The 12,521-nt window shown below is 33.0% G+C and carries 13 protein-coding genes; all 13 read left to right on the top strand.

Features of this window, described 5'->3' with window-relative positions:
* The first annotated feature begins 192 nt into the window (after window positions 1-192).
* The 13 genes from porW (at window position 193) to BMY33_RS05145 (ending at window position 12,491) form a co-directional block, all read left to right on the top strand.
* Window positions 193-2,820 (top strand): type IX secretion system periplasmic lipoprotein PorW/SprE, encoded by a 2,628-nt coding sequence (gene porW / locus BMY33_RS05205; RefSeq protein WP_091406394.1) that lies wholly within the window; start codon window positions 193-195, stop codon window positions 2,818-2,820.
* 21 nt (window positions 2,821-2,841) lie between these two features.
* The gene (locus BMY33_RS05200) at window positions 2,842-3,261 is read left to right on the top strand and encodes a bactofilin family protein (protein ID WP_091406393.1); all 420 of its coding nucleotides are present in this window, start codon (window positions 2,842-2,844) and stop codon (window positions 3,259-3,261) included.
* A complete protein-coding gene (locus BMY33_RS05195) occupies window positions 3,233-3,460 on the top strand; it encodes an AtpZ/AtpI family protein (RefSeq protein WP_091406391.1) in 228 nt (75 codons plus the stop codon). The genes BMY33_RS05200 and BMY33_RS05195 overlap by 29 nt, the downstream gene beginning before the upstream one ends.
* 80 nt (window positions 3,461-3,540) lie before the next feature.
* Window positions 3,541-3,918, top strand: a complete 378-nt coding sequence (locus BMY33_RS05190; RefSeq protein WP_091406390.1) for a DUF6168 family protein — start codon at window positions 3,541-3,543, stop codon at window positions 3,916-3,918.
* Between the two features lie 122 nt (window positions 3,919-4,040).
* Window positions 4,041-5,117 carry a F0F1 ATP synthase subunit A gene (atpB, locus tag BMY33_RS05185; RefSeq protein ID WP_091406388.1) on the top strand — a complete coding sequence of 359 codons (1,077 nt, stop codon included), beginning with the start codon at window positions 4,041-4,043 and terminating at the stop codon, window positions 5,115-5,117.
* Between the two features lie 33 nt (window positions 5,118-5,150).
* Complete coding sequence (gene atpE, locus BMY33_RS05180) at window positions 5,151-5,342, top strand: ATP synthase F0 subunit C (protein WP_027394417.1); 192 nt, start codon at window positions 5,151-5,153, stop codon at window positions 5,340-5,342.
* An 82-nt stretch (window positions 5,343-5,424) separates the two neighbouring features.
* A complete protein-coding gene (locus BMY33_RS05175; protein ID WP_091406387.1) occupies window positions 5,425-5,925 on the top strand; it encodes a F0F1 ATP synthase subunit B in 501 nt (166 codons plus the stop codon).
* Window positions 5,926-5,932: 7 nt separating this feature from the next.
* The gene (gene atpH, locus BMY33_RS05170; RefSeq protein WP_091406385.1) at window positions 5,933-6,460 is read left to right on the top strand and encodes an ATP synthase F1 subunit delta; all 528 of its coding nucleotides are present in this window, start codon (window positions 5,933-5,935) and stop codon (window positions 6,458-6,460) included.
* 74 nt (window positions 6,461-6,534) lie between these two features.
* On the top strand, window positions 6,535-8,112 hold the full coding sequence (gene atpA, locus BMY33_RS05165; protein WP_091406383.1) for a F0F1 ATP synthase subunit alpha: 1,578 nt from the start codon (window positions 6,535-6,537) through the stop codon (window positions 8,110-8,112).
* Between the two features lie 124 nt (window positions 8,113-8,236).
* Window positions 8,237-9,103 carry an ATP synthase F1 subunit gamma gene (gene atpG / locus BMY33_RS05160; RefSeq protein WP_091406381.1) on the top strand — a complete coding sequence of 289 codons (867 nt, stop codon included), beginning with the start codon at window positions 8,237-8,239 and terminating at the stop codon, window positions 9,101-9,103.
* A 198-nt stretch (window positions 9,104-9,301) separates the two neighbouring features.
* Complete coding sequence (locus BMY33_RS05155) at window positions 9,302-11,236, top strand: hypothetical protein (RefSeq protein ID WP_091406379.1); 1,935 nt, start codon at window positions 9,302-9,304, stop codon at window positions 11,234-11,236.
* Window positions 11,237-11,340: 104 nt separating this feature from the next.
* The gene (locus BMY33_RS05150; RefSeq protein WP_091406377.1) at window positions 11,341-11,994 is read left to right on the top strand and encodes a hypothetical protein; all 654 of its coding nucleotides are present in this window, start codon (window positions 11,341-11,343) and stop codon (window positions 11,992-11,994) included.
* Complete coding sequence (locus BMY33_RS05145; RefSeq protein ID WP_091406375.1) at window positions 11,979-12,491, top strand: hypothetical protein; 513 nt, start codon at window positions 11,979-11,981, stop codon at window positions 12,489-12,491. Before BMY33_RS05150 ends, BMY33_RS05145 begins: the two co-directional genes overlap by 16 nt.
* Window positions 12,492-12,521 lie beyond the last annotated feature (30 nt).

Below are 12,521 nucleotides of genomic sequence, written 5' to 3'. Positions count from 1 at the left end.
CAACCAATTTTTATGAAAATAAGATAAAGAAGAAGGTGTTTGACTTAAAACTATTGAAACAACAAAAAAATGTGTTGTTCAGAGGTTTTTTACAAGAAGAAATGTATTTTTACATTTCACGCAAGGTTTTTATGCCGTTCTGATGCACTAAAACGCAAGTTTTTAAGTTATCAGCGTATAAATTATTCAGATTTGAACAGAAATTTATCACAGATCATCGTTGTACTTCTCCTAATTACTATTGGGTTTAGTTGTTCGCGTAAGAAGGACAAATGGACTAATAGAGCTTGGCACGATGTAACTACTAAAAATAATACGCTTTATAACGGAAGAGTAGCTTTTGAGAAAGGAAAGCAGGATATTGTACAAACTTATAAAGACAATTTTTGGGAACTACTCCCAGTAGAAAGATTAATCGTTAGTGAAGATGTAAGACTTCCTAATGAAGTTCTTAATCAAAATTTTGATAAAGCAGAAGAAAAGGCAGCTAAGGCTATACAAAAACATAGCATGTTAATTGATGATAGGGAACGAAACCCTAAAATTGATGAATCGTTTTTACTTCTAGGAAAAGCAAGGTATAACGAACAACGCTTTATTCCGGCTTTAGAGGCTTTTAATTATATTCTATATAAATACCCGACTAGTAATAACATTAATCATGCTAAGGTTTGGAGAGCAAAAGCCAATCTTCGTTTAGACAACAATGAGAAGGCTATAGAGGATTTAATGAAGATGGTAGAGGAAGAATATATGGAAGCTCAGGATTATTCTGATGCAGTGTCAATGATAGCGCAAGCATATATTAATCTAGAACAAAAAGACTCGGCTGTAACCTATATTAGTAAAGCAGCGATTCACTCAAAAGACAATGAAGAAAAAGGGCGGTATCTATATATAAAAGGTCAGTTACTGAATCAGTTAGGATATAAGGATAGTGCTAACTATGCTTTTGATCAAGTAATCGACCTTAACAGAAAGACGCCAAGAAGGTATATGCTAAATGCATATATGGCAAAAGCGAGAAATTTTAATTATGAGACTGGAAATAAGCAAGAATTTTTAGAACTACTAACAGATCTAGAAGAAAATCGTGAAAACAGGCCTTTCCTCGATAAAATTTATAATCAGAAAGCTGTTTACTTTAATACACTAGATTCTATAGATTTGGCGGTGCAATTTTATAATAAATCTTTAAGAACTGATTCTGATGATACACATTTGCAGTCACTTAATTATAAAACATTAGGTGATATAAATTTTGATAATAAGGAATATGCAATAGCAGGGGCTTATTATGATAGTACATTAGAACGGATGATTGTGGATTCTAAAAAGTACCGTGTATTAAAAAAGAAAAGGGTAAATCTGGACGATGTAATTTTATATGAAGGAATTGCTAAAACTAATGATAGTATTCTCAATGTAGTAGCGATGTCTCCAGAAGAAAGACTAGCGTATTATTCGGAGTATACAGAAAAAATCAAAGCTGAGGCTATTGCTGCGGAGACGGCAGCAGAGATTGCAAGAATAAAAGGGGAACTTCCTAATGAACAACGTTTTAATCAACCCAGAACTGGATTAGGAAATAGTGGAGGTCCAAACCCAGAAGAAGGAGGAACATTTTATTTTTATAACCCCACTACAGTAGCTTATGGTAAGACGGCTTTCAAAAGAACTTATGGAAATAGAGAGTTGCAGGATAATTGGAGAATATCGAGTATTACTAATCCCACAGCTGTCTCTAGTGAAGAACAGAGTGAGGTAGAAGAATATTCGATTGAAACAGACCCCACTTTTGATCCGCAAACATATATTACACAATTACCAACCGATAAGGTTGTTTTGGACAGTTTGCAAACAGATAGAAATTTTGCTTACTATCAATTAGGTGTTATTTATAAGGAGAAATTTCAGGAATATGGATTGGCAACTGATAAGTTCGAGGGGCTGTTAGAAAGTAATCCTGAAGAGCGTTTAATTGTTCCTTCGAAATATAATTTGTATAAAATCTATTTTTTGCAAGGAAACACAGAAAAGTCAAATTCACTTAAACAGGATATTATTAATAGACATGGAGATTCGCGTTATGCGAAAATTCTTCAAAACCCTGATGAAGCATTAAAAGATGATCAAAATAGTCCTGAATCAATGTACAATCGATTGTACAAGGATTTTAAGGAACAAAAATATGCTTCAGTAATAAAAGAAAGTGATGAGTTGATTACAAAATTCGGTGGAGAAGATTTTGTTCCGAAATTCGAATTATTGAAAGCTCAAGCGATAGGTCGTTATCAAGGTTTTGAACCATATAAAGCGGCATTAAATTATGTTTCGCTTAACTACCCACAAAGTCCGGAAGGAAAAAAAGCACAGTTAATCTATCAAACGACTATTCCGCAAATACAGAATAGTGATTTTGCGTTAGAGGGTATCGATGAAGAAAAAAATCATAAATTAGTATATGCATATTCTAGATTTGGAGATAATCAAGCCCAAGAACTTAAAGAAAGGTTAGACGCTATTTTAAAAGATCTTAGATATGAAAAAATGAAAGTTTCTTTAGATATCTATACAAAAGATCAGCAGTTTGTGGTAGTCCATACTAAAAGAGATAAGTTAGGTGCAGAAGGCCTTGCAGAGCTTTTAATTCTTGGTAAAATCGAAGATACAAGAGGCGTAGATATGACAAAATGGAACCGTAGAAAGAAATACTATCAGAAGGTAGATAAGGAATATTTCATTGTTACCTCACCAAATTATAGAATCATCCAGATACATAAGAACCTCGATAGTTATTTGCAACCTAAATCAGAATAATAATTTAATCCCCCGATTAGTATGTTTTCAGACAATAAAAAAGGAAAAGATCAAGCTTTAACAGATTTTTCAAGAAATCAGAACAAAATTTCAGAAGGAACTAAAATCGTAGGAGATGTTATCTCCGAAGGAGGTTTTAGAGTAGAGGGTACTATAGAAGGTACATTTAAAACTACGGGAAAAGTAGTGGTTGGAAAATCAGGTTATATTCAAGGTACATTAGAGTGTTCTGATGCTGATTTCGAAGGTAAGTTTTCTGGTAATCTATTGATTTCAGGTACATTATCATTAAAGCCAACAGCACATATAGAAGGCGAAGTATCAGTTGGTAAGTTAGCGGTAGAACCGGGAGCAACTTTTAATGCATCTTGCGTGATGAAAGGTGGTGTAAAATCTCTGGGAGGCAAACAAGATGGACAAAAACAAGGGAAATCAGCTTAGGAAGTATTTAGCTCTAACTGGTATTGCTTTTGAAATGGGAGCAATTATTTTTGTCTGCGCTTATGTGGGCAAAAGGTTAGATGCCTATTATCAATTAGAAAAAAATTGGTTCACAATGGGTTTTGTTCTTTTTGGGGTGGCATCATCGTTGTATTTAGTGATAAAGCAATTAGATAGGATTAATAACTCTAAAAAATAAACCGTTTTTCAATAATTTTCTTCGAAAATCTTTCCAAATATTTTTTGAAAATAAATAAGCAATTAAATAATAGTAAATTAATGATTAAAAATTTACTTAGCTTTTTAAGCATTTTTCTTTTAGTTTTATTAGTTGTGTATGGAATACATACTTGGGTTGTTAGTTTTTTTTCAATAAAAAACAACCCTGCTATTATTAATCTTTCATATGTTTTTAATGCAGTATATACAGTTCTATTGATTACAGTAATTTTGATCCTTAGAAAAAAGTTTAAAGATCAAATTGGTTTTATTTTTCTGGCCGGTAGCTTTGTGAAATTAGGTGTTTTTGTTGCTATCACGAAGCTGAATGGTATTGTTATGGATAAAACTGTTTTTCTTGACTTTTTCACTCCTTATGTGATTAGTTTGATTTTGGAAGTGTACTATGTTTCTAAAATTCTTAATTCAAATAAATAACTGAAAATCAACACGTTAATTATTTTGAAATATTCTCAAACTTATTTGTGTAAAATAGTTTAAGAATCTAACTTAATTATGTACATTTGCACCGAAATTTAGGAACCGAAATCTGACCTAGAATGCAAAAAATTAGTGTAGTTAGAATTTTTATGACTTTAGCTTTGATTCTCACTTCTTTGAATCTGGCGGCAAAAGATACTGAGAAAGTAGAAAAAGAAGGTAAAGGTGGGTTGAAGACTGAAATTAAAGAATTTATTGATCACCACCTTCTAGATTCACATGATTTTACATTGTTTTCTGATAAAGAAACTGGTAAACATTATGGTTTTTCATTGCCTGTTATCCTTTGGGACGGAGGATTAAAGGTTTTTTCTTCTTCGAAATTTCATCACGGAAAAACTCTTGCTGAGGTTGACGGTAATTACTACAAGTTATATCACTCTAAAATATATAAAACGGATGCAGAAGGTACCATCAATTATGATGAAGATCATCACGCAACGAATGCAAAACCATTAGATTTTTCAATTACGAAAAACGTAGTTAGTATGCTTTTAATTGGTTTGCTAATGTTTTTTATGTTTAGAGGATTGGCAAAATCATATAAGAAAAATAACGGTATTCCAACAGGGATTGGGCGTTTCTTAGAGCCTTTGGTTGTTTTTGTAAGAGATGAGATTGCAATACCAAATATAGGTAAGAAGCATTATAAAAAGTATATGAGCTTTTTATTGACAACCTTTTTCTTTATCTGGTTGTTAAATTTATTAGGAATGACTCCACTAGCTGTTAATGTAACAGGAAATATTGCAGTTACTTTTGGTTTAGCGCTATTAACATTCTTAATTACGAATCTTACTGCAAATAAAAATTATTGGGGGCATATTTTTTGGATGCCAGGTGTTCCAACATTTATGAAAATAGTTTTAGCGCCAATAGAATTGCTAGGTGTTTTTATCAAACCTTTTTCATTAATGATCCGTTTGTATGCGAATATGACTGCAGGTCACGTAGTGATTATGAGTATTATTGGGATGATGTTTTTATTTAAGAGTTGGATTGGGAGTCCATTATCATTTGGTTTATCATTTGCGTTATCAATATTAGAACTATTGGTGGCAGCATTACAAGCATATATTTTTACGATGTTGTCTGCACTTTATTTTGGTTCAGCCAATGAAGAGGCACATCACTAAACGTTAATTGTTTAATTTTTTTAATTCTTTATTATGGAAGGTTTAAATTATGTAGGAGCTGGTTTGATTGTTATCGGTGCTGGTTTAGGTATTGGTAGAATCGGTGGTCAAGCAATGGAAGCTATTGCTCGTCAACCAGAAGCTTCAGGAAAAATCCAAACAGCTATGCTTATTGCAGCTGCACTTATTGAAGGTATTGGATTTGCTGCATTATTCGCAGCTTAATTTATAAACAATAGCTGTAACGGTTGGTTACAGCTATTGTTTACTTTGAAATTAAACATTAAAGAAAATAACATATTTAATTATGGATAAGTTAATAAATGATTTTTCATTCGGTCTGTTTTTTTGGCAGATACTATTGTTTGTAGGATTACTATTATTATTAAGAAAATTTGCTTGGAAACCTATTCTTGAAGCAGTTAATAATAGAGAAGAAGGAATTAAGAATGCATTGGAATCTGCGGAAGCGGCTAAAAAAGAAATGCAAAACCTTCAGGCAGACAACGAGCGTATCCTTAATGAAGCACGTGCGGAGAGAGATGGAATGCTTAAAGAAGCAAGACAATTGAAGGAAAACATGATTGCAGATGCTAAGTCTGAAGCTCAGATAGAGGCTGATAAGATTGTTGCCCAGGCACAAGCTACAATAGAAAGTGAAAAGAAAGCTGCGATAGCTGACCTTAAGAGTCAAGTTGCGGGACTTTCTGTAGAGATAGCAGAAAAAGTAGTTAGAAAAGAATTAGCTGACAAAGACAAGCAACTAGAATTGGTAGAGTCTATGTTAGGAGATGTTACTTTAAACTAATCATAAGATGAGTAGAGCAGCAATACGTTATGCTAAGGCAGTTTTGAGTTTGGCTCAGGATAAAAATGCCACAGAGGATGTTCAGAAAGATATGCAAAGCATTATAGCTACTATTGATAGTAGTTCTGATCTAAAAATGGTATTGAATAGTCCTTTGATCAAAAGCGAAGTAAAGCTTGCTTCTTTGCGTGAGATTTTTAAAAGCACAGGAGATCTTACACAAAAACTTTTTGACACATTAATAGAAAATAAAAGAGTTAGCTTGCTAGATAATGTGGCAAAGCAGTATATCGTTTTATTTGATCAATTAAATAATACTCAAATTGCTAAGGTAACCACTGCAGTTCCTTTAGATAAAGTGTTAAGTTCAAAAGTTTTGGCAAAAGTAAAAGAATTGACTGGAAACGAAGCGACAATAGAAAATGTTATTGATGAGAGCATCATCGGTGGTTTTATTCTAAGAGTAGGAGATTTGCAGTACAATGCAAGTATAGCTAATAAGCTAACAAGTTTAAAAAGAGAATTAAGTAATTAATAAATTACTTCAATTATATAAATTTAATAATAAGAAGGTGAGTGTATTTACTCACTTTTACAAACTATTATAAAATGGCAGAGGTGAATCCTGCTGAAGTATCAGCAATATTAAAACAACAATTATCTGGATTTGAGGCTACAGCTTCACTAGAAGAAGTAGGTACAGTATTACAGGTTGGTGATGGTATCGCCAGAGTATACGGATTGTCTAACGCTCAATATGGAGAATTAGTAGAATTCGAATCTGGACTAGAAGGAATCGTACTGAATCTTGAAGAAGATAATGTTGGTGTAGTACTTTTAGGTTCTTCGACAGAGGTAAAAGAAGGTGTAACGGTTAAACGTACACAAAGAATTGCTTCTATCAATGTTGGAGAAGGAATTGTAGGTCGTGTAGTGGACACTTTAGGAAATCCTATTGATGGAAAAGGAGCGATTGAAGGTGAAACTTTCGAAATGCCATTAGAGCGTAAAGCTCCTGGTGTAGTTTTCCGTCAGCCGGTAACAGAACCATTACAGACAGGTATTAAGTCTATTGATGCAATGGTACCAGTAGGTAGAGGACAACGTGAATTGGTGATTGGTGACCGTCAAACTGGTAAGACAACAGTTTGTATCGATACAATCCTGAATCAAAAAGAATTTTATGATGCTGGTGAGCCAGTTTACTGTATTTATGTTGCTATCGGACAGAAAGCATCTACAGTAGCAGGTATTGCTAAAGTATTAGAAGATAAAGGAGCAATGGCGTATACTACAATTGTAGCTGCGAATGCTTCTGATCCTGCTCCAATGCAGGTGTATGCTCCGTTTGCAGGTGCTGCAATTGGTGAGTATTTCCGTGATACAGGTCGTCCTGCTTTGATTATTTATGATGATTTATCTAAGCAAGCAGTAGCATACCGTGAGGTATCATTATTATTACGTCGTCCACCAGGACGTGAGGCATATCCTGGAGATGTATTCTATCTTCACTCTAGATTATTAGAGCGTGCTGCAAAAGTGATAGCAGATGATAGTATTGCAAAGGATATGAATGACCTTCCTGATTCTTTAAAAAATAAAGTAAAAGGTGGAGGATCACTTACTGCATTACCAATTATCGAAACACAAGCGGGTGATGTTTCTGCATATATTCCAACCAATGTAATTTCTATTACAGATGGTCAGATATTCTTAACGTCTGATTTGTTTAACTCTGGTGTTCGTCCAGCAATTAACGTGGGTATCTCTGTATCTCGTGTAGGTGGATCTGCTCAGATTAAATCAATGAAGAAAGTAGCAGGTACCTTAAAGCTTGATCAAGCACAGTTCCGTGAACTAGAAGCATTTGCTAAGTTTGGTTCTGATCTTGATGCAGCTACCTTAAACGTAATTGAAAAAGGTAAGCGTAACGTAGAAATCTTAAAGCAGGCTCAGAATGACCCTTATACAGTAGAAGATCAAATTGCAATTATTTATGCTGGATCTAAAAACTTATTAAGAGATGTTCCTGTTAATAAAATAAAAGAATTCGAAAGTGACTTTATAGAATATCTTAATGCTAAACATAGAGATACTTTAGACACTTTAAAAGCCGGAAAGTTAACAGACGAAGTAACGGATGTATTACTTTCAGCTTGTAAAGAGATTTCAGCAAAATATAAGTAAATAGTATTGAGTACAGAGTATTAAGATTTTTAGTACTCTGTATTTTATATAAAGTTATAATATTAGAAAGGTATTGTTTAGAAGTACTTAGTTATTAGCTAATCAATACTCAATACTAAGAAAGATGGCAAATTTAAAAGAATTACGTAGTAGAATTACCTCTGTATCATCAACGATGCAAATTACCAGTGCCATGAAAATGGTATCGGCAGCAAAGTTGAACAAAGCACAGATGGCAATTACTGCTATGCGTCCTTATGCAGACAAGCTTACTGAATTATTACAGAGTTTGAGTGCTTCTCTCGAAGGAGATAGTGCAAGTTCATTCTCTGAGCAACGTGAGGTAAACAAAGTTTTAGTAGTTGCAATTGCTTCTAATCGTGGTTTGGCAGGTGCTTTTAATTCTAACATTGTTAAAGCTTCTAGAGAGTTATATGATAATGTGTATGCTGGTAAACAAGTAGACTTTGTTACTATTGGTAAAAAAGTAAATGATATAGTTTCCAAAACACATACTGTTGTGGCTAATAAAAGTGAATTGTTTGATGATCTTACGTTTGCTAATGTTGCTGCTATTGCAGAAGAGTTGATGGAAATGTTTACGAATGGTTCTTATGATAAAATTGTTGTGATATATAACAAGTTTAAGAATGCAGCTACGCAAATAGTTACAACAGAGCAGTTTTTACCAATTAAACCAGTAGAAACTGAAGGTGAAAAAAGTGCTAACTTAGATTATATCTTTGAACCATCTAAAGAGGAAATAGTTGAAGAGTTAATTCCAAAATCTTTAAAAACACAGCTTTATAAGGCAATTCGTGATTCTTTTGCTTCAGAACACGGAGCGCGTATGACAGCGATGCATAAAGCTACAGATAATGCTACTGAATTAAGAGATTCTTTAAAATTACAATATAACAAAGCTAGACAGGCTTCTATTACTAATGAGATCTTAGAGATCGTTGGTGGTGCAGAAGCGTTAAACTCGTAATTAGATATTTATCGGATTTCGATAAATAGTCTTAAAAAAGAGAATATATCTTAAAAACTCGACATTAATTATGTCGAGTTTTTTTTATTTCCAGGTTTCGTTGAAAGATCAATAAAAAGTGATTTTTAGGAGTAACATTTTCCCCGTTTTAGGCACTTACTATCAAGTACTAAACATTAATTTTTAAAACCACTTTTTATGAAAAAAATTATCAACCTTTTTTATGTATGCTTAATTGCCGTTATATCGTCATGTGGGAGTGATGATGATGCAATTGGAAACCTTCCTCCTATGGAAGTGTCAAATATAGAGGCAGAAGTAATTGAGGGCACTCTTGTGAGAATAAGTTGGACAGAAGCGGAAGACGTTAATAATGATGAACTATCTTATGATGTAGTAATTAATGATAGGGTAGTAGCCGATAAAACATCGGAACTATCAACAGAATTTAATGTAGCTAGCTTATTAGCAAATAGGTCAAGTAATCTACAAAAAGGGTTAAGCCTAGAATTGACGATTAGTATTAAGGCATATGATACTAACGGAGGTGTTTCTGAAGAATCTGTTGTAAAACGAAACGTTTTTGTAAATAGAGACCCTAATGTGTTCGAATTTGCAAATATTAATTTTGACTTTTCATATTATAATTGGTTAGAAGTTTCTTGGTATCCAGCGATAGATGAAGATGATGATATTTTATCATATGACGTGTATCTTAACGATATTGTTTTAAGAGAAAATTACATTATTGGATCAGATGATTATGATGGTTTGGGTAACATCTATTATAATAGTAATTATTCTCAGTATGCCGATGATGAAATTATAATTAAGATTGTTGCAAATGATAGAGATGGTGGTATAACAGAAATTAGTAAATCTTTTGACTTTAGAGCAACAGATGTTGATTTAGGAATGTTATCGTTGCCGCATGATAGTTCTGTAGAATACGTGATTAGTCAAGAAGAAGTTGACCGTAGAGTTGGTTACACTTTTCAGGTAGAAGAAAATACGGGATATGTTATTCAATCTAGCGAGTATTTACAGTTAAGATTGTCTGATAATCAAGGCAATTATATTACTGGCAATACGCAAAGACTATTTGGAGAATCATTAAGTCCTGGTACGTATTATTTAGAAATAGAGGAATATTATAATAATTCGAACTCTTCAGGGACACTTTCTTTTGTATTAAAAGATCCTAAAGAATCAGATGTTGATTTAGGAGCGTTAGGAATTCCATATGAAGAAGCGTTAAACTTTTCATTACCGAATAACGAACCAGATAATAAAATAGGGTATACGTTTCAGGTTAGCGAAGAGACAGGTTTTTCTGTTTTTTCTCAAAACAATATAAACTTTGAGCTTAGGGAGGTGAATGGTAACTTTATAACATCTGGGTATAGGAGAGCGTTTGCTGAGACGATTCAACCGGGAACCTATTACTTAGAAGTGTATCAGTATTATAATGATATTAATTCTGGCTCCTTTACAATGGTTTTAAAAGACCCTACTACCACAGATGTTGATTTAGGAGCATTATCAATACCTTATACAGATTCAGTAGAATTTAATGTGTCTACAACAGAACCTGATGGAAAGATTCGGTATTTATTTGAGATTAATAGCGCTACAGGGTATTCGTTTACAACTCAAACTGGAATATATTTGAACCTATATGATGGTAATGGCAATTATATAAACTCGGGTTATAGAGATATTTATGGCGAAAATTTAAATACTGGAAGTTATTATTTAGAAATTGTTAATCAAGACTATAATGATGTCTCAGGAACTTTAAATATAGCTCTTAGTAATCCAAATGAATCTGATATTGATCTTGGCGCACTTACGGCTCCTTATAATCAATCTTTTGATTTTAATACTACAGGCGAAATTGATAGAAAAATTAGGTATGAATTTAGCGTTGATTCTGAGGTTTCTTATGCTTTTGAAATTATCAACGAAAATTATGATGATTATATTTATTTATATGACGCTAGTGGTAATTATATAAGTGGAAGTGATTATTACCAGATTAATGGAACATTATCTCCAGGTAATTATTATGTTGAAGTTGCAGGGTATAGTAATAATGTAGGTTTTGGAACATTGGTTTTCAATCTTCAATAGAGTTTTAAGATATGTAAAGTCCCATGCGCTAAGGCGTATGGGTTTTTTGTTTTTTTTATGATAAAGCTTACATTCATTTTTTATCTTTAAAGGAAAAAAGAAAAATGAAAACAATTAAACTTTTTGTCTTATTGATGATTACTTCATTAGTAGCTACTACGAATGCGCAGGAATCAGAAACTTTGTATGAAGCAGGAGATATTAAAATGGGAATTGCTGCGGTTCCTCTTTTGGATCTAAGTAATGGTTATAGCGGCATAGTTGCCAAACCAAGTTTATCTTTTTATGTGTCTGATCGTTTTGCGATCAATACATCAGCTTTTATACTCTTGCCACAAGATATAGAACAAGAAAATGGTATTGATTCTGAGGTTCAAGCATACGGTTTTATACCTTCTTTTAGGAAACATGCAATTAATAGTGGTAAATTTAGTTTTTATTTAGAATCTGGAGTTGGGATTGGTGCTATTCGATATAAGGCAAATGATCCTGCAGATGCTGCAATTGAAGATAATAGTGGAGGTTTATTATTATTTTCTGCTGGTGCCGGAATAAATTATAAATTTGCAAAGTGCCTGGAGTTAGAATTTGGTGTTCCTTATATGTATGGATTAAACATTACTAATGGAGATGATACTAAGTTGTTCTCTGGAGTTGCTTTTAACTTTGGTATGAACTTTGTTTTTAATACCAAGGATATTAAGAAAATGAAACAAAAACATCGTGAACGTTTAAAAGAAAAATGGGACAAAGAATAAATTTTAGAAAACTACTGACCAAAGTCGGATTATTAAGTATACTGATGACTTTTGGGCAATGTGCTACAAGCCAAAAGATTGATAAGACAGCTCCAATAGAGTTAAATTCACCATATTTCCAAGACTGGGTCTCTGGAGTAAAAGGCGGAGGCGCCGGATTTATGGTTTATTTACCTGTTGATCCTGCATCCAATGTTACGTTGGAGAATGCATATTTTAAAGGAAAAGCAGTTAAGTTAAAACGTAAACAAAACGAATCTGTTTATGTAGGTCGTTATACCGATCCTATCACGGTTAAAAAAGAAATTGTGATGAGTAGTGATCAAAAGGAGGAATACAATAATAAAGTTCCGGAAATCGAAGAAAAAATACCTTTTGAGCTTAAAGAAGGAGAATGTATAATAGCCTACTCTAAGAATGGGCAAGAAGGATATTTTAAAATAGATAAATTACCGAAAAAAGAATTGAAAGCATATCCTATGCAGCCAAGACAATAAAATTGTATTTTTAGAATCACAATAGTAAGC

Source organism: Aquimarina amphilecti (assembly GCF_900109375.1).
In the GTDB taxonomy this organism is placed as follows: domain Bacteria; phylum Bacteroidota; class Bacteroidia; order Flavobacteriales; family Flavobacteriaceae; genus Aquimarina; species Aquimarina amphilecti.
This window is presented reverse-complemented; position numbering and strand designations above follow the sequence as displayed.

Bases quoted from the DNA above. Each gene is read 5' to 3' on its own strand.
- BMY33_RS05200 (WP_091406393.1), top strand. From the start codon at position 2,842: ATGTTTTCAGACAATAAAAAAGGAAAAGATCAAGCTTTAACAGATTTT.
- BMY33_RS05195 (WP_091406391.1), top strand. From the start codon at position 3,233: ATGGACAAAAACAAGGGAAATCAGCTTAGGAAGTATTTAGCTCTAACT.
- BMY33_RS05190 (WP_091406390.1), top strand. From the start codon at position 3,541: ATGATTAAAAATTTACTTAGCTTTTTAAGCATTTTTCTTTTAGTTTTA.
- atpB (WP_091406388.1), top strand. From the start codon at position 4,041: ATGCAAAAAATTAGTGTAGTTAGAATTTTTATGACTTTAGCTTTGATT.
- atpE (WP_027394417.1), top strand. From the start codon at position 5,151: ATGGAAGGTTTAAATTATGTAGGAGCTGGTTTGATTGTTATCGGTGCT.
- BMY33_RS05175 (WP_091406387.1), top strand. From the start codon at position 5,425: ATGGATAAGTTAATAAATGATTTTTCATTCGGTCTGTTTTTTTGGCAG.
- atpH (WP_091406385.1), top strand. From the start codon at position 5,933: ATGAGTAGAGCAGCAATACGTTATGCTAAGGCAGTTTTGAGTTTGGCT.
- atpA (WP_091406383.1), top strand. From the start codon at position 6,535: ATGGCAGAGGTGAATCCTGCTGAAGTATCAGCAATATTAAAACAACAA.
- atpG (WP_091406381.1), top strand. From the start codon at position 8,237: ATGGCAAATTTAAAAGAATTACGTAGTAGAATTACCTCTGTATCATCA.
- BMY33_RS05155 (WP_091406379.1), top strand. From the start codon at position 9,302: ATGAAAAAAATTATCAACCTTTTTTATGTATGCTTAATTGCCGTTATA.
- BMY33_RS05150 (WP_091406377.1), top strand. From the start codon at position 11,341: ATGAAAACAATTAAACTTTTTGTCTTATTGATGATTACTTCATTAGTA.
- BMY33_RS05145 (WP_091406375.1), top strand. From the start codon at position 11,979: ATGGGACAAAGAATAAATTTTAGAAAACTACTGACCAAAGTCGGATTA.